At 56.5% G+C, this 17244-nt stretch carries 18 protein-coding genes; 8 read left to right on the top strand and 10 right to left on the bottom strand.

Annotated elements, in window-relative coordinates; all coding sequences use genetic code 11:
- From AB4N44_RS04465 to tspO, 3 genes are all read right to left on the bottom strand, one after another.
- Entirely contained in the window at positions 1-627 is a 627-nt protein-coding gene (locus tag AB4N44_RS04465) for a DUF3885 domain-containing protein (RefSeq protein ID WP_455806788.1), read from the bottom strand.
- A 93-nt stretch (positions 628-720) separates the two neighbouring features.
- A complete protein-coding gene (locus tag AB4N44_RS04460; protein WP_460110057.1) occupies positions 721-1722 on the bottom strand; it encodes an alpha/beta hydrolase in 1002 nt (333 codons plus the stop codon).
- A complete protein-coding gene (tspO, locus tag AB4N44_RS04455; RefSeq protein WP_007916213.1) occupies positions 1722-2162 on the bottom strand; it encodes a tryptophan-rich sensory protein TspO in 441 nt (146 codons plus the stop codon). The genes AB4N44_RS04460 and tspO overlap by 1 nt, the downstream gene beginning before the upstream one ends.
- A gap of 143 nt (positions 2163-2305) precedes the next feature.
- On the opposite strand from tspO, the gene AB4N44_RS04450 reads away from it, so the two are divergent.
- Positions 2306-2572, top strand: a complete 267-nt coding sequence (locus AB4N44_RS04450) for a hypothetical protein (protein WP_460110059.1) — start codon at positions 2306-2308, stop codon at positions 2570-2572.
- A 42-nt stretch (positions 2573-2614) separates the two neighbouring features.
- Here AB4N44_RS04450 and AB4N44_RS04445 read toward each other — a convergent pair whose 3' ends face one another.
- Positions 2615-4126 (bottom strand): EAL domain-containing protein, encoded by a 1512-nt coding sequence (locus tag AB4N44_RS04445; protein ID WP_460110061.1) that lies wholly within the window; start codon positions 4124-4126, stop codon positions 2615-2617.
- A 662-nt stretch (positions 4127-4788) separates the two neighbouring features.
- Here AB4N44_RS04445 and AB4N44_RS04440 point away from each other — a divergent pair.
- Positions 4789-6708 carry a tyrosine-protein phosphatase gene (locus AB4N44_RS04440; protein WP_460110063.1) on the top strand — a complete coding sequence of 640 codons (1920 nt, stop codon included), beginning with the start codon at positions 4789-4791 and terminating at the stop codon, positions 6706-6708.
- Positions 6709-7391: 683 nt separating this feature from the next.
- Here the strand turns inward: AB4N44_RS04440 and AB4N44_RS04435 are convergent.
- Positions 7392-8363 (bottom strand): AraC family transcriptional regulator, encoded by a 972-nt coding sequence (locus AB4N44_RS04435; RefSeq protein WP_127928287.1) that lies wholly within the window; start codon positions 8361-8363, stop codon positions 7392-7394.
- A 268-nt stretch (positions 8364-8631) separates the two neighbouring features.
- On the opposite strand from AB4N44_RS04435, the gene AB4N44_RS04430 reads away from it, so the two are divergent.
- From AB4N44_RS04430 to AB4N44_RS04415, 4 genes are all read left to right on the top strand, one after another.
- A complete protein-coding gene (locus tag AB4N44_RS04430) occupies positions 8632-9435 on the top strand; it encodes a 2OG-Fe(II) oxygenase (protein ID WP_460110065.1) in 804 nt (267 codons plus the stop codon).
- Between the two features lie 166 nt (positions 9436-9601).
- Positions 9602-9988 carry a hypothetical protein gene (locus AB4N44_RS04425; protein ID WP_127928283.1) on the top strand — a complete coding sequence of 129 codons (387 nt, stop codon included), beginning with the start codon at positions 9602-9604 and terminating at the stop codon, positions 9986-9988.
- Positions 9989-10100: 112 nt separating this feature from the next.
- Entirely contained in the window at positions 10101-11219 is a 1119-nt protein-coding gene (locus tag AB4N44_RS04420; RefSeq protein WP_238704343.1) for a hypothetical protein, read from the top strand.
- Positions 11220-11453: 234 nt separating this feature from the next.
- Positions 11454-12374 (top strand): hypothetical protein, encoded by a 921-nt coding sequence (locus AB4N44_RS04415; protein ID WP_127928281.1) that lies wholly within the window; start codon positions 11454-11456, stop codon positions 12372-12374.
- Between the two features lie 291 nt (positions 12375-12665).
- Here AB4N44_RS04415 and AB4N44_RS04410 read toward each other — a convergent pair whose 3' ends face one another.
- From AB4N44_RS04410 to AB4N44_RS04400, 3 genes are all read right to left on the bottom strand, one after another.
- Positions 12666-13028 (bottom strand): DUF6124 family protein, encoded by a 363-nt coding sequence (locus tag AB4N44_RS04410; RefSeq protein ID WP_127928279.1) that lies wholly within the window; start codon positions 13026-13028, stop codon positions 12666-12668.
- 625 nt (positions 13029-13653) lie between these two features.
- Positions 13654-14262 carry a hypothetical protein gene (locus tag AB4N44_RS04405; protein WP_160040499.1) on the bottom strand — a complete coding sequence of 203 codons (609 nt, stop codon included), beginning with the start codon at positions 14260-14262 and terminating at the stop codon, positions 13654-13656.
- Positions 14259-15056: an enhanced serine sensitivity protein SseB C-terminal domain-containing protein gene (locus tag AB4N44_RS04400; RefSeq protein ID WP_127928277.1), complete on the bottom strand. Its 798-nt coding sequence runs from the start codon at positions 15054-15056 to the stop codon at positions 14259-14261. The genes AB4N44_RS04405 and AB4N44_RS04400 overlap by 4 nt, the downstream gene beginning before the upstream one ends.
- 400 nt (positions 15057-15456) lie before the next feature.
- On the opposite strand from AB4N44_RS04400, the gene AB4N44_RS04395 reads away from it, so the two are divergent.
- Together AB4N44_RS04395 and AB4N44_RS04390 are read left to right on the top strand one after the other, a co-directional pair.
- The gene (locus tag AB4N44_RS04395) at positions 15457-15837 is read left to right on the top strand and encodes a hypothetical protein (protein WP_460111609.1); all 381 of its coding nucleotides are present in this window, start codon (positions 15457-15459) and stop codon (positions 15835-15837) included.
- Positions 15838-15978: 141 nt separating this feature from the next.
- Positions 15979-16233 carry a hypothetical protein gene (locus tag AB4N44_RS04390; RefSeq protein WP_460110069.1) on the top strand — a complete coding sequence of 85 codons (255 nt, stop codon included), beginning with the start codon at positions 15979-15981 and terminating at the stop codon, positions 16231-16233.
- A 35-nt stretch (positions 16234-16268) separates the two neighbouring features.
- Here the strand turns inward: AB4N44_RS04390 and AB4N44_RS04385 are convergent, their stop codons facing one another.
- Both AB4N44_RS04385 and AB4N44_RS04380 read right to left on the bottom strand, forming a co-directional pair.
- Positions 16269-16526, bottom strand: a complete 258-nt coding sequence (locus tag AB4N44_RS04385; RefSeq protein ID WP_460110071.1) for a hypothetical protein — start codon at positions 16524-16526, stop codon at positions 16269-16271.
- Complete coding sequence (locus tag AB4N44_RS04380; protein WP_460110073.1) at positions 16523-17158, bottom strand: TetR/AcrR family transcriptional regulator; 636 nt, start codon at positions 17156-17158, stop codon at positions 16523-16525. The genes AB4N44_RS04385 and AB4N44_RS04380 overlap by 4 nt, the downstream gene beginning before the upstream one ends.
- Positions 17159-17244: the final 86 nt, after the last annotated feature.

Genomic DNA, 17244 nt, shown 5'->3' with positions numbered 1-17244 from the left:
CTAACGCACCCCTGCGAACGTGACGTCCATGGCCGAGCGGTCATAGTCCAGCAGGTATTGATTGTGCCGCTCGTAGAGTTGCGAAAGCAGTGGTGCATTAAGGCCGACGACATCCATGCCTCTGTCGTCGTAGGGGAAGACCATGACCTGTTTCGGCAGATTGAACAGATACACATCACAGTGGGGATTGGGCTCAATAGCGCCAAAATCTTTAGCCAATGCACACCAGAGAAATGCTTGAAGGCTTGTGATCGGTGCTTCGAACGCGATGTTGATCCAGTACTCAGGCTCTTCTTCGCAATACCATTCTTCGACATCTATCTCCTCGCTCCAGATTGAGCGCTCAGGAGGAATATCAATGCCGGCAGATCGAAATGCGCGAATCGCGGCCCGATGCATAAATCCATGGCTGCCTGAGTGAGTGCGCAGACACACCACAAACGTTTCTGCATCAGCAAAGATATCGCTGCAGATCGTTGTCGATTTTCGTAGGGCAGTCAGGAACTGCTCGATGATCCCGCCCGTTTCGGAGAGCTCGAAGCGCAGTCCTCCGGGGCAGGAATAGAAAAGAGGTCGGGCGAAGGCTTTGCCTTGAAAAGTCCTCTCGATTTTATCTCGTAGGTTCACGTTATCCCTTCGTATTCATTCGCCTGTCTCCTCGGCCAAGGAGCTGCGGACAGATCTTACTTTAACCCTGACGCTTGAGCTAAGTCGGTGAACTCAACGAGACGCTGCAGCTGCTGGCGTTTGTGGCGAACCAACGGTCTCGACACGCGCCGAAATCCATTGCCGACTGTAGGCCAGAACGCCCTGAGCGATCGCCGTGGGGAAGTGGATAAAGCCGTGGGGCGAGGAGGGCAGCAGGTACATTTCGACCGGCGCCGATTGCGCCCAGCGTTTGGTGATGTCGAGGGTGTCGTCGCGCAGCGGATCGAGTTCACCGGCAAACAGCAGGGCGGGCGGGAAACCGCTGAAGTCGCCGTACAGAGGGGATAACGGTGGCTGGCGGCGCTGTTCGTCAGTCAGTTCCGGGGTGAGCAAGCGCAGTGCCTCGACCATGCCGGGGCCGTCCAGCACCAGTGTATCGGCAGGCGCGCTGCGTACGCTTGGGGTTCCGGTCAGGTCGTAGACGCCGTAATACAGCAGCGCGCCGCTGATGCGTTGCAGCAACTCCGGCCACTGCTTCAGCGCCAGCAACGTCGCCGCCGCCAGATGACCGCCCGCCGATTCACCGACCACTACGACGGGCAGACCGGCAAATTCGGCATCACTCAATACTCCGCGAGTAGCGTTGAGGCAGTCCTCCAGCAGACCTTCAAGCGGCGTCGAGACCGCTAATCGATAATCGACCGAGATCACCGTCACTTGGCAGGTGTTGACGATGGCGATGTTGAAATTGTCATCCATCTGCGCATTGCCGATCACCCAGCCGCCACCGTGAAAGTCCAGCACCACGCCTTTTGTCTTGCCTTTGGGCCGGATGATCCGCACTGGCACGTTACCGATCAGCTTCTGCTCAGCCGTCAGGCCATGCGTGCGCAACTTCCCCGAGCCGCCGACCTGACTGACGCGCAACAGCGCCTGAATCAAACGCGGCGTCAGGCGATTACGGACCTTGAAACGCGGCAGCCAAGCAAGCTTCCGGTTGAAGGCGCGCACCTGCGCCAACTCACGCTCGCCTTGCGGCCACGGTGTTTCAGCACCCCAATTGGCATTGGTCATCAGCGGTTCTTGATCAGGATGGAAAAATTCAACGCCGCCGCCACGCACAGCCACGCCAGATAAGGAAACAGGATCAAACCAGTGATCAGGTCCAGTTGTATCGCCAGCACCACCATCGCCGCGACCACCAGCCACAACACGGTGAGAATCACCATCGCCGCCAACACCTGATGCGCGCCGAAGAACACCGGCGTCCACAGCGTGTTCAACGCAATCTGCGCCGCCCATAGGGCCAGCACCGTCTGGCTGCCGGGGATCAGGCTCAAGCGGTAACCGGCCCAGGCCAGCAGCAGATAGATAATCGTCCAGGCCACGGGGAACGCCCAATTGGGCGGGGTAAAACCGGGTTTGTTCAGCCCTTCGTACCACGGCCCCGGTTTGAACATCACGCCGGTGGTTGCCGCAGCCGCGCAGGCCAGAAGAAAAATGAAAAAGGTCATCGCCAGTCCTTGGCTGAAATCAGCCGGTAAGGGGTTTAAGAAAAGGACGCCCCGGCGCGCGAAAAGTTTGCCATGAATTTCAGAATGGCCGGAGGGGATATTCAATTTGAACTAAAAACTGACCACTGCGTCAGGATGATCAGTTGCCTTTTCCTACTGACGCGGATGACATCATGTACACCTATCACATCGAATATCGATTCAACGACGAGCCGCGGACTTTTCTGCTTGAACTCAAGGAACAGCAGTTGGCCGAGCATGAGGCTGCGATGCATCTGCTGGAACTGCACTTGGGCGACGCGGAAAACGGCCTGATCATGCCCACAGCGGATTCAACGCCCGAGCAGATTCTTGAACATGCAGAGCGGGTAGGGATTACGCAAATAACGGTTGTCAGCCAGACCAACTGAAGCGCGAAGCAGACGTTGGCTCATGCGCAAGGTTCTTCGCGCTTAGACCGGTATCGCTGCTTCCAGCGCACCGTGCTCTACGTGCGCGCACTCTCTATAGAAACGCAAAAACTCCTCCGCCGGCATCGCTTTGCCAAACAGCCAGCCCTGACCAAACTGCACACCGTGATCGCGCAGGTAATCGCGCTGGGCTTCGGTCTCGATGCCTTCGGCGACTATCTGCAGACGCAGACTCTTGGCCATTTCGATAATGTGGCCAGTCACTGATCCGGTGGCTGCATCCTGATCGATGTTGTCGACGAACGATTTGTCGATCTTCAGCACATCCAGCGGCAATTGCTGCAAATGCTGAAGACTCGAAAAACCCGTGCCGAAATCGTCAATGGCCGCCAGATAACCCAACTCCCGGGCGCGATTGACGGTGGCACGGGCAGCGTCGATCTCGACGAAACCGCGTTCAGTCGCTTCCAGCCAGATCTGCTTCTGCTGCACATCAGCGCGACGCAAAGCGGCTTCCAGTTTCGGCAGAAAGCGCCCACTGCTGACGTCCTTCGCCGCCAGGTTGATCGCCACGTGCAGGCTGCGTTCCTCGACCAGCAGCGGACCGAGGTCGTCCATCACGTGGTCAATCACTTGATCGGTGATCGGCAGAATCAAACCGCTGTGCTCGGCCAGTGGGATAAACGCATCGGGGCAGACCCGCGTACCGTCCGGGGGCTGCCAACGCACCAGTGCCTCTGCGCCGACGCAGGCACCGTCGCTGAGGCGGATGATCGGTTGATAGTGAACAACGAACTCGCGATTGCGCACCGCCAGTTGCAGTTCCGCCAGCGGTGACAGACGTTGCCGGGTGCGGCGCACGATCAGCAACACCAGCACCCCCGCGAGCAAACCACCGATGGGCAACAGCAGTAATTCCCGGTGGATCAAGCCTTGCATCAGCTCATGGCGCGACAGCGCGGCGATGGCGACCCAGTCGCCGCTGTGCACGAGGGTGTAGAGATAGCCGTCGGCAAGGCCCGAATGCGGGCCGGAATGCACGCGAGCCAGGAAGTGTTCCGCACCCGGGCGCGAGGTGCTGATCAATTGCCCGGACGCGGTACCGACCGCCAAGTGCAAATCCTCATCAAGCATCACCTGCAGAAACTGCTCGGGATCGACCAGCACGTTGAACGCCGCATATTGCAGCGCCATCATCGGTTTCGCCGCAACGATGCGCGACTGCACGCCGAGCGACACACGCACGCCGTCCGATGTGGTGAAGTCCTCGCGCCATGGCGTCGCGTGCTGCCCGACCGGTCCCCAGGAACCGCAGGCGTAAATCTCTTCTTCGACGTAACCGATCGACTTCACCGAGAGGGTGTTGATGGTCAGCAGACGCATCTCGTCGATGCCTTCTGGCGTGCACGGCGCGAGCCGCGAACCCGCGATGGATTTCAGTGCGCCGGCCGCTTCACTGAAAGTCCCGTGGGCGCGACTGGAAGCGACGGAAGCGAGGGTTTCCAGGCGCTGTTGCGCCGCCGCCAGATTCAACATCCAGGCGACGTAACCCATCAAAAGGAGCGGAAGCAAGACACACGGAAGGCCCAGGAGAACGCTCCCCCAGACAATGCGTTTTTTGTTCATGGCGCCACCTTGGCCACAAGGCCTGTGACGTGCGCACAGCACGGCTGTTTTCAGCCACTGCAGAATAACGCCGCTGTGTGGGGCAACTATTGCTGTAGATCAACCAGGCTGACTGCGCGAGTGGTTATGTTCAACCGCCGATTCTGCGAACACCACGTACCTGTGTAGGAGCGAGCCTGCTCGCGATGGCGGTGGGTCAGGCCGTTGATGTGCTAGATGACACCCTGCTATCGCGAGCAGGCTCACTCCTACAAAATTTGTGTCAAATCCAGGATATCCAGCACTCCCGAGCTCCTACAGTTTTTGGGTGAAAACCGAGATATCCAGCATCCCGAAGAACCCTGTGGGAGCGAGCTTGCTCGCGAAGGGGCCCTGTCAGCCAACATCACCTTAGCTGACCCACCGCATTCGCGAGCAAGCTCGCTCCCACAGTGTCGCCGCTCAAACTCCACCATCCGACCCGATGGACAATTCACGCACCCCACGGCCCATTCGCGCAGGCATTTTCGCGCTACGCGAATTTGTCATATTTCGTGTCAATTCAGTGCAGATAGTAGGCAGCCCAACGCTAACCGAAATGAGGCTGCACCGTGTTTCAACGTCTTCTGTGTTCGCTGTCCGTACTGAGCCTGTCCATCGCCGCCGCCCATGCTGCCGAGTCTGTGCCGCTCGACACGCCGCGCCTGCAAGGCATCGACAACTTTCGCGACGTCGCCGGCATCACCACCGCGTACACCACGGCCCACGACGGCACGATGCGCGCCGGGGTGTTCTACCGTTCCAACGCGCTGACGCCGACCGCGGCCGATCTGGCGATTCTCAACGGCCTCGGCATCAAAGCCGTTTACGACTTGCGTACCCCCAGCGAAATCGCCGCCACCCCCGACACGATGATCAGCGGCGCAACCTGGCAGAACATCGACATCATCGGCAGCACCACCTCCGGCGCGAACATCACCAATATCTCCTTCAAAAGTGCCGCCGACGCCATCGCCATGATGGAGCAGACCAACCGCGCCTTCGTCAGCGACGCCGGCATGCGCGGCCAGTTCGGCGTGCTGTTCAATGAACTGGCCAGTGTCGATGCCGCGCAACTGTTCCACTGCACCGCCGGCAAGGATCGCACCGGCTGGACCGCCGCCGTGTTGCAGAGCATTGCCGGCGTCGACAACGCCACCATCATGGCCAACTACCTGGCGACCAACGACTACACTGCCGCCCGTGTCGCCGCCACACTGAAAGCGCTACCGCCAAGCATGGCCGCCATCTACGAGCCGCTGCTCGGTGTGCAGGCCAGCTACCTTCAGGCCGGCCTCGATGAAGTCACCGCGCAATACGGCAGCATGGACAACTACCTCAAACAAGGTCTCGGTCTGTCGCAGGAAACGATCTATGTGCTGCGCGGCAAACTGGTCGAATACAACAGCCTGCCGGGTCAGGCCGGGTTGATTGGCAACGCCGCTGCTGGCGCCGAATTGCTCCGCGAATTGCAGAACACCAACCTGTCCGGCACCTACAGCGCCTACAACTATTACCTGCAATCGGCCATCGACGCCGGCACCCTCGGCGGTGTCGAATCCCAGGTCGGCGGCCAGGTGCACGCCGACGCCGCCAGCTACCTGCTGCGCCAAAACGCAATGATCGAGCAAGCCGCCGCGCCGTTCGCCAGCGGCACTGATCTCAAGGTCGGCCAATACCGCCTCTGGACCACCGCGCTCGCCGGCTACCTCGGCACCGACGGCTCGGCCCATGCCGACAGCAGCAACGAACACAGCCAAGGTCTGATGGTCGGCATCACACAACGCTTCAGCGAACAACTCAGCGCACGCGGCGGTTTCGGTTACAGCAAGGGCAGCGTCGGCGGCGCGGGTGGCGAAGCCGATACCGACTTCACCTTCCTCAACATCGGCGCCCGCTACGGTTTCACCAGCCTCGAACAAGGCCTGTTTCTCGACGCCAACGCCAGCGCCGGCTACGTCGACTACAACAGCAAACGCGACCTCGGCGGCGGCCTCGGTACCGCGAAAGGCGACACCCACGGCAACCTCACCGGCGCCACTGTCGCCCTCGGCTACCGCGCCCCGGTCAACGGCATGACTTTCGAACCAAGCTTGGGTTTGCGCATCAGCCACCTAGACCTCAACGGCTTCAAAGAGAAGGGCAGCGAACTCTCACTCGATGTCGACGACAACAGCGCCACCCGCCGCAGTGCCGTCGCCAACCTCAACGTAGGTTTCGCCCCGGTGACGATGGGCGCATGGCAACTGGTGCCCGGCGTACAAGTCGGTTACGAACGCACACTGGGCGACAACCAGGTCGACAGCCAAAGCCACCTGCTGGGCCTCGACATCGAACAACGCGCCGCGTTTGATAATCGCGACCAATTCAGCGGCGGTGTGAATGTGATGGCCAGCCTGGGCGCCCTGAGTCTTGGCGCAGAAATCGGCGCCAATGGCGGCGGCGACAGCCACGGCTTCAACGGCGGTCTCAAGGCCAGCTACGCCTTCTAAAAGACACACGGGATCAAGGATGACCCCCCAATCCAACAAACACCCCAAAACCCAATGTGGGAGCGAGCCTGCTCGCGAAAGCGCCAGTCCAGTCAACACCAACATCGACTGACCCACCGCCTTCGCGAGCAAACTCGCTCCCACAAAAGCCCCTCACCCTAACCCTCTCCCGAAGGGAGAGGGGACTGACCGCGTGGATTGGAAGAGTTACACCGACGTGGCATACCGAGTCGAGCTCAAATTTTGAAAGGCCCACCAATCGGCTCCCTCTCCCTCGGGAGAGGGATGGGCGGGCGGCGTTCCGATGAGGGGCGGCCCCACCACAAAACCTGCGAGTGTCCCTTGCGCTGGTATATGAAGTTGTGGGAGAGGGGACTGACCGAGGCGTCTTGCGTCATGCATCGACCTGAAAGATCGAGGCGATTATGGATTCAAAACAAGACTCTCAGGTCGGTGTAGATCTTCAATATCCCCGGCTCGGTTCCCTCTCCTTGGGGAGAGGGCTAGGGTGAGGGGAAAGCAGTTACCGCAAAATCAACTGGCCAACTCGGTCAAACGCCTCCGCGCCCACTCCTCGAACAACCGCGTCGGCGTGCCATCCCCACGCTTAGCGACCCATCGGCGCGGTGCGACGTTTAGCTAAATCTTCTCACCACAAGTTACCTTGCAAACCTGTTACCCAATCACCCCCGAGCCCGAAACTCCGCCGGACTCACCCCATAAGCCCCCTGAAAATACCGGCAAAACCGCCCCACATTACTAAACCCGAACCGCAACGCCACCTCGGTCACCGACCCCGAACCCCGCCGCTTCAAAACCTCATAAGCCCGCTCCAGCCGCACCTGCCGCTGATACCCCACAATCGACATCCCGACACACCGCCGAAAGCCCTCCTGCAACGCGCGATGACTGACATGGCTCAACCGCGCCAGATCCACACCACTGACCAACTGCTCCGGATGCGCCTGAATAAACTCCACCGCCAACTTCACATGTCGCGGCGCAACCATCGCCGTCGGCCGCCGCAACGCCTCGGAAAAATTGTGCGGCCACGCCTCCAGCACCGCATCAATCAACATCTCGCGCAACCGCGACGGCATCAGCGTTCCACTGTTGAGCAACAGATCAAACTCCGTCCCTGTGGCTAGATCGATCAATGCCTTGATCCCCTGAAACGCTGCCGAATTCAGATCCACACTCGGCTCAAAAACAATCTTCTGCAGAATCGGTTTATCCAACAGCGTCGACAACCGCTCAGTGAGCTGATGCCGATTGATCGACATCCCGTGATGCGCGTGGTCATCCAGAAAGCGCATCGAACGGATATCCGCCTTATCGATCGCCAGCCCCACGTGCGACATACCGATAGACTCGGTGGCGTGGTTGAAAACGATCTTGCCGGCAGTGGGAATGACGAAGGTGATCTCATCCTGTGGATCGGGGAAAGCGACGGTGAAATCACCGTGATAATGCATCCGCCGAAAACTCACGCCATCGTGCCGCCCGTAAACGCCGCCGATAATGATGTTCGACGGCAGCGGCGGATTGTCGGCATAACGATTGCCAAACAATCTGGAAAACAATGCACCGAAGTCGTCCGAACGGAGGTTGTCGGAGCGCAGGATGATTTGTTGGCGAACGGGAGTCGGAAACACCTTGGCGGCACCTTCGGTTGGGGGCTCTAGAACTGGGGTGTAGGGCAGGGCGCCGAGGAGATTAGCAGAGGATATATGACGAGTTTGTGACAGCCAGAAACATGCCGTTACAGCGCCGCACCACGTTTAGGAACAAGGACACTCGGCAGGCAAAGGCCAACATGGCAACCTGCTCGCAACTGTACTCAGCAAACAAATAGCGGCGATGCACTCAGCGCTTGGCCCTGTTTGACATGACCTGAAAGCATTCAAGTTAATTGGAGCGGCAATGCAAGCCAACACACAAACACTCCCCATCACCCTGACCCCCGAACTCGACTTCGACCAAAACGCCGCCAGCGCTTTCGGCGAATCGCTGAACCACGAATACACCCAAGCCACGCCATTCCCGCACATCGTCATCGACAACTTCCTGCAAGCCGACGTCATCGCCAGCATCCGCGAACACTTCCCGGTCGAACCGACCAACAACGAACAGATCTACGAGCGCGGCTACAAAGGCCAACTCAAACGCCAGATCAGCCCCAACGCCTGCAGCCCGTACCTGAAGAACGTCTTCAACACCTTCAACTCCGCCCCCATGCTGGAATTCCTCGAAAAACTCACCGGTATACAAGGCCTGATCCCAGACCCTTATTTCGCGGGCGGCGGCCTGCACGAAACCAAAACCGGCGGCTTCCTCGGCGTGCACTCGGATTTTCGGCTGAACAAAAAACTCAATGTTGAGCGGCGGCTGAACGTGATCATTTACCTGACCGAGGACTGGCAGGAAGCGTACGGCGGCAACCTGGAGCTTTGGGATGTGGGGATGAAGAAATGCCTGAAGAAGGTACTGCCGATTTATAACCGGTGCGTGATTTTCAATACGGATAAGGATAGTAACCATGGGCATCCGGAGCCGTTGACTACGCCGGAACACATCACTCGGCGGTCGATTGCGCTTTATTACTACACGGCGAGTGGGGTGGGCGGGGAGCCGGGGCAGAGGAATAAAACGCACTATAAGCCGCGGCCGAAGGATCGTGTCAGTTTGAAGTATTACTTGAATAAATTGTTTAAGAAGAAGGGGTGAGGAGGCCGCGTAATCAGGGAAGCAGCCGTTTTTTGGACTGGGTGGTGAGCAGCTGGTGCAGTTTACGGCAAGAAGGAGACGTTCAAGCCACTAGCCCAATACACTATCGCGAAGATCGTACTCAAAATTTTGGTGTAACTGTTCAGGCAGGAAAAAGAGAGGATTCATGAGTCTTGATCTGTGCTTGGAAGCTGATAGTACACTCACAATTACAGCGCTGAAATGCGCCGTTGAGAATGCGGGGGCTTGGGAAATAGAGGTGGCGGGTAATGGCTTGTCCGCTGTATTTGCCTCGGGGCTTAGATTGAATGGCGGTGATGTAACAGATGACTCTACGATCTATGCTGAGAATACAAAGGGACTCGACTTTCCTGTCGCTTTGCGTTGCACCATCAGATTAAAAGGCCCCGAACCTGAGGGGGAATCGTCTATGGAAGATGTGGATAAAATCGCTCAATCCATATCTCAGTCGTGTTCGGCCTTCTTTCTTATTAGCTTCCAATTCGAAGAAACCTTGTACTGGCGAGATGCTACAGGGCTGCATCGTCTTTGAAGTCGGTGCCTGCGCGTCCTCGTTCGTCCATTTCTGAATGGTTTTTACGGACGGAATACCCCTGAGCTGGGGTGGGCTTCAATTATTTCAATGCACTTCACAGGAGCGATGCGTGATCGATCTGAGTGAAACTATCAGGCTCTTTTCAATGGAAGGGGCAACCCATCTCTACTCGAGCCTTCCATCGATGCTGACGCCGGCAGACCTTTACCATATAAAGGACAATCCAGTTCATAAGGCCGCGCTCGCCGGCTCCAACATTTATCTCATCGTCAGTCGTCATCGCATTTACCTGAATCCTGAAAGTCTATCTCGCAATGGACGGATCGTTTTGGGTGAGTTTTTGGTATTGCGCGAACACGGGGTGACGCGGGTCCCCTTTACTTATGAGATTCGTCTTCCAACAACTGCGGGTACCGCAGACATTTTAGGTGTCGCCGTTGCCGCCAACGGATCATCGATGGTCGTGATGACTTCCGAAGGAGATCAGATGATTGCCGTCAGCGTCATCGTTGCGGCTGCCGAAAGTGAATTGACGCGTCCCGACACGGATATGGAAGTGCTCTATGTTGGCCAGAGCATCGGACGAACGAATACCCTGACTGCTTTGAATCGCTTGTTGTCGCATACCAAGTTTCAGCAAATTCTCGCCGAGAACTCGACACATTCCCCGGAGCGCGAGGTTTTACTTTTGCTCTATCGGTTCGAGCATCGGAGGACAATCATCAGCAATGGAGGCGACTTCAATGTGGAAGCTCAGGCCACTGATGCGCAAGATTCTGCCCATTTCAATCGTCTTAGGGATGTCCGACTGCAGCGACATGAGGTGGTATCCCTGGCAGAAGCGGCGTTGATTAATTATTTCAAGCCGCGCTACAACACCCTACTGAAAAAAACGAATTTTGCTGCAAGCGAAAAGCTTAGAGTGCTACAGCAGTTGATGAAAAAAGGCGTTGCCGGATTGGTCGTGGAGCTTTGCTCGGTAAACATACGATCTCGTCTAGGCTCGGCTAATGCGATACCCATTGAGCTTGTGGATTTGTTCTCAGAAGAGGTGCTTGAAGGGCGAAACATCCAAGAGCTGGAAATCAAGCAGCAGTGGCAAGAGGAATTGAACGTGATCGCCCATTCGCATTGGGCCCGATTTGCGCTGACCACTACGCAGGAGCGTAATACGTTCCTGCATGGTTCGAAGTTTATGGGGCAGACTGAGCAACCATGGGCTTGGTAATCACGGGGTGAAAAAGGGACGGTGAAAAAGGGGGACGGATTAATTTTCAGTCTTGGTGCGTATATCTGATCCTCCTCCATGACGGCATCCTAGCCGTCATGGAGGAATTTTCATTGCTCCGTCGGCACCACGTTATCCAGTGCCCGGTTCATCGCCACAGCACCGGGCACTTCGCCAACTAACGACTACACTGATTTACGGTTTTCGACTACACGCTTATTCAAGGAGCTTCACATGATCTGCTGGAATGCAGTTGTCGAAAGAAAAGTCAAAGCCGGCGTCGTCATAAAAAACATGCTTGACGGGAGCGAAGCACTGATCCCGTTTACGACACTAAAACTGGCAGTTCTAGACCCTGTCAACAAGTTAACCGATTGGTTGATAGGAACGCCGTGGGTCGCAGAAACCGAAAAAGAATCGGTCATTGTCGGGCGAGCATTAATTGTATTTTTCAAGCAAAAGGAAGAAAAGCTGGTGCCTGCTTATGCCGCTTTTCGCGGGGATTTCAAATTCAGAATTGATGAGGAAGAGTTCGTCGATCCTTATCAGCGTGAAATAGTGGTGATCTACCACGATTTTTCAGAAGAGATCAAAAAGGGCAACTCGGGCAGTGCTTTTGCTAAAGGTGTCGAGAGCTATGTTGAGACGTTTTCAGGCGTGTCGCACCTGGTTCATGCCGATGGCACATATGAAGAGCTGGTTGTAAAACTGACCAGCGTGGCAGAGGTGGCTGACGGTTGGATCGACACTGTACTGATCGTCACACATGGTTATATCGGGCAGATGTGGCTGGGTAATGCGGACGAAATATTTGTAAAGAGAAATTTTGCTGCAGTGTTGGGCCGGTCTGAATCCGGAAAGGATTTTATCAATCCGGAATCATTTGGCGTGCTGTTGAAGAAACTGTTTGGCCCTAAATTGGGTATTGGCATTTACGCCTGCAACTTTGCGTGCTCGCCCGGAGGCGATGAAGTTGCCATAGCGATCAGAGGGGCCGCTGAAGCGAGAGTTGTTGTCGCAGGTAAAGCGGATGTTTTCCTCAAGCCCAATTCAAAAGGCCACCGCCCGGTCGCAGAGTGCAAAGGGGCGGTGGCGTTCTACTCAGAACATAAAATTGAAATCAAAGGAGGTCAGGTTCCGGTATTTCCGATCTAGCGGTTGGATAGAGGTGGATTCGGCGTGCGCCTCTTGCGCGAACCTTCGTGGCTGTTGCACTGCATTCCTGCTCTTGGCCATTCGAACCTGCGTCCGATCACTTCGGAGCCCGCCAAAGCCTGAAAACCAGGAAAACACCACATTGCCGTTGTGCCCTCTGTATTCGGCTTTCGCCCTGAGTTGCTAACGGCAATAAAACGAGAATAAAGGGGGCTGATTTATTTTCTGTCTTGGTGGGTCTGTCTGGTCTGCCTCCATGACGACATCCCGACCGTCATGGAGGAGTTCTCGTTACTCCGTCGGCACTACGTTATCCAACGCCCGATTCACCGCTAACTCCCCAAGCATTACCACCTGCGCAATGCCTTGCAGTGTCTTGCGTGCCGGTCCGTGAACCAGACCGATTACATCGCCCAACATTACAGAGGCCGAGCCGAGCGATTCACTGGCATTCACCAGCAATTCCTCAGTCTTGGTGTTCGGGTTGGCGATGAACATCTTGTTGGTTTGGTACGGGGTGAGCATGATTTCCGGGGCAGGGCCGAGGTAATGGGAGAGGGCGCGGTCGACGGCTTCGTTGAATTTCTTGGTGTCGGGGGATTCGTCGCCTGAGATTGGATCGGTTTCTGGTGGATTCGGCGTAATTTTGAACATAGATGAAACTCCAGGATGAAAAATGGAGCCATCACTTTCGCTACCAAACGAGGGTGGTGGCCAAACGCAGGTTGGTAGACCGGTCACCTGGATACCCGGCGCGTCCGAAGACGCCCTACGCATGGCCACCATAAACAGCGGACGAAGACGTCCGTGCAAATAGATCTGCGATGCGACAGGTAAGCCGGGCTACCAAACCCGATCACTGCTATTCAGTGACCGACCCACAATAGAACCCGCCCACCCGGCGCACAAGCCGGCGGATTCTGGCGTAGTCGTAGGCAACGGCGCAAGGCGTTGTAGCCTGTCGGACGTATCTCGGAACGTTTTTAAACCGGTCGTTGAAATGCCGGCGTGTGAGGCCTAGCACCCTTAAACCGCGTCGATCATCACCGCGCATCAAGCCCCGGTTTTACCTACACACGGCATCCGCCACGCGATAACCATCCACCAGCGGTGCTTTGCTCACGTCCAGTTCGATGCGGCAGCTTTGATCGGCCTTTTCGCCCCATTTCATTTGGTAGACCTTGCCTTCACCCACCGACAGCATGCAACCCTGATGGGCACCGAGTCTTGAGCAAATTGATCGACTGAGTCTGAAAGGCAGCGGCGGGTAATTCACCGCTTAACCCAAGCGTTTGCGCACCGCTTTCAACACCGCTTCGATGTACCAGGTTTCGACGCCGATGGCGACGGCTTCACTGGCATCAGGCACTAACTCGATTTGAGTGATGATGCCTTGCTCGCCAAGCAGTCGCTGTGCGTCTTGCAGACGTCTGCGTGTACCCGTGAGCCATAGTCGTTGCGGGCCCGTCAGCAACGCGAGGGTTTGCGGGTAGGTGCACTGCAGTTTTCGGCGCAGATTGATCAGCGCGGGTTTATTCGCCCGGTCGAGTGCCGGGGTCAGTACATACTGTTTGCCCGTCGCCGCGGTCAGGTCGTATTTGTCCTGTAGATACTCCTCGACACTGAAGCAATTGGCGACCGTCTCGCGCTCGCCGGTCACCACATTGATCAAGTGCGCATTGACACCGACATAACAGAACTCTGTCATGCCGTGGACGACGTAGTCCTCGCTGTTGCTGCGAATGACCCAGTAATCACCGTTGGCGGACAGCTCACAGTTCTGAATGACAAACCGCTCGGGTTTGCCATCTCTCATCACACCGTCAAACAGCGCGAGCACGATTGCGCACGCCTGATCTGCGGTCAGTTTGGGGTTGAACTCGGTCACGCTTTACCAAAACCAAACAATGAACGCAGTTTGCTGCCCAACGTCCGCTGATAGAACGGAGTGGTTTGTGTAAAGAAGTAATCGCTCAGGTCCTGCTCACCTTCCTGAATGCGATACAGGCCAACGTCTTCGCCATCGGGTGCGGTGTCCCTGGCAACTTGACTGGCTTCGCGCAAGATCAATTCAATATCGCCGTCCGCTTCGATGCCAACCACCAGGTGAGGCTTTTCATCCGTCGTTACGTTGTACATAAGCGCCAGAAACCCACGCTTGATGTTGCGATGTTTGGCGAATAGCTGCGTGAGCGCGTTAACCATTTTTGTTGGATATTGCGCGGGCTGCCCGAGTTGCACGTGGGCGTCTTTTTCCAATGTGCGTTGTGTTGTCCGGCCAATCTCGGCGGACAGCAGGCTTTGCACTTCTTCCGGGAGAAACTCTTTGCCATAGGGCGACTTCGGTTCCAGGAAAAGCGGAGTGCCCAGCGTCATTTCAAACAGGGATCTGGCCGGAATTTCCAGGTAGGACTCGCCACGAGCTATGGACTGCTCCAGCGTTTGCAGCGAGGTAAAAAACGGGATGACTGCCGTGCCGTCCTGCTTTTCCCAATGTGCGATGCTGATTTGGCTGCCAGCCTCAAGGTCAATGTGCCCCTTGCCTGCGCCGGTCGAGCCCGGGACATAAACCATTGAGTTCAACAGCGTCTTGAAAAAATCAGGTCGGCGGGCTGGTTCTTTCGCAGCCAACTCGAGCGATTGTTCTAGTGTGTTTTCTTCCTGGGTATTGCTGATGTCCATCGGTGGTTCCATAAAAACAGACAAAAAATGAATGGCAAAGAGTGGATCAGTCGCTGCTGCACCCCAGCAGGATCCAGCGTTTCCCTTCAGCGTGTACGTCGTAGGCAAACTCCCAGAAAACCGGATAACCCGGGCGCCCCTTTACGTATATGAAGGCGCTTATCTGGTCAGCCTCATTGACATGTGCAGGTCGCATCATCTCGCTGGCAAGTTGCGTGATATCTTCGCGTTTAAAACTTTCATACGCCTCCATTGTTGTAACGGCTTGCCCGGCAGAATCGTGAGCAGGTTTTTACGTGCCTGTGAAAACGTGAAGAAAAGCCTTCTGATAAATCTGAAATTTGATGGGGTAGGATGCTCACACACTGGAATAGCCTTCTTCATCAAGGTCGCGACATTTATGGAAGCTCTCTTTTCTCAAGTCAGCGAACGTTTGCATGATCGTCGATTCGCGGTAGCGGATAACACGCAGGGGCTGTCGGGTAGCGGGACGGTGTTTCATTACCGTGTTGAGGGTTCGGGCATTTCCAGCACTTACCAAGGCGGGCGGATTCGTATGGGGCATCAGGTTGGCCGCGTGACTGGTCCTGACACCATAGAGTTGCTGTTTCATTGCCTGACGACTGAGGACGAGATTTTGTCCGGTTGGTCCCGTGGCATTGTCGGGGTGGACGACGGAGGGCGAACGACGTTGAGCTTTGTGTGGGGGTGGTTGTCCGGTGCTAGTGGAGGCGGGGAGTCGAGTTACTTTGAGGTATACCCGGACTGTCTGTCGACATAGGTCCGGCTCGTTCAGCCCGCTGATTTTGATCGTCTGTTCAGATTATGAAGCGCTGCGCTTTAGCATGGGCAATTACATCCTGTTTATTTCCGGTGTAAGCATTGGGCCGACTGTCTGCAAGGAATAGAGTAGGGATATTTGATGAGCAAACTGTCAGCAATGATCGCGCAAGCGAGTGCGGGGCTGTCCGTGCAGCAGCGTATTTCGGATGAGAAGTGGGCGGCAATTGCGCAGCAGTGTGGGGACGAAGAGGTTGCTGAAATACGCAGTCGCATTGACGCGCTGAGGACCGAGTTGTCGACGGTTGAGGATTGGGATGGCGACACTCAGGATGAGATTCATCTGGCGATTGCTCAATTCGCCAGAATGCTGGAGCTCGCGTCTAAGGCTGTCTAGCCGGTGAATGTACTGTTGTTATCACTTTTGTCTCTTCAGTATCCGCGATGAGCGCTGCGACCTGCTCTTTCGGATTGGGGAGAAAGTTCGGGGTATTCATCGATCAGGTATTCGATAACGGCTTGGTCATCCCAGGGGCCGAGCGATGTGATGTAGTCAGGGTACTGATTCTGAATTTCTCTCCATGAGGCGTAAGGGTGTCTGGAGAGCAGCACCTCGGTGTGGGTGTAAATAACGTGGATTTGCAATGGCTGGTTTTCCTTATGCTGTTTGAGCATCCAGACGCCTTTCATGCCTGTTCTGGTGCAGGTGCGGTGGTACGGGCCACATCCCAAGTCCGCATCACCTGCGTAATCGCCGCATCAATGCTCTCGATCGGCGTGTCATCCCGAGCAAGGATGGAGATCCCCTGCAGGAAGCTGTCGAACACCGTCGCTATGGCGGCCGCGTTCGTGTCGTCTGCTAACAATCCTTCACTCACACCCCGCTCGACGCACGCCACAATCCCCGCGCGGGTTCGGGCTCGGGAATGGGTGAGGGCTTGAGCGACGTGGGCGTTTTCCGGGCTCGGGGCGCTCATGACGCCGAGGGTGACCATGCAGCCTTTGGGGTGGCCGTCGTCGCATTGCATGCGTGCTGACTGGCGCAGTGCGGTTTCGATGGCTTGGCGGGGCGGCAGGGTTTCGTCCCACAGGCATTCGGTGACTTGGGCGAAGGTCGTCAGGTAGCGCTGCACGCATTCGTCGAACAGGGCTTCTTTTGAGCCGAACGCGGCGTAGAAACTCGGTGCGGAAATGCCGCCGCCCAGTTCAGCCTTCAACAGTGAAAGGGATGTCGAGTCGTAGCCGTGTTGCCAGAACAATTGCATGGCCTGGTCGACGGCGTCGTCGCGATCGAATGCGCGGGGGCGGCCGGTTCTGGCCATAGCTGAAACTCCTCGGAAAGTGATTTGGATACTAGTCGATACATAAGTCGTTGACAACGTGCCTCGGCTGCCGCCAGTATTTTATA

The sequence above is a fragment of the Pseudomonas sp. S3_C06 genome (genome assembly GCF_054667675.1).
The sequence above is the reverse complement of the archived record's forward strand: the minus strand, read 5'-3'. Positions and strand labels throughout refer to the sequence as shown.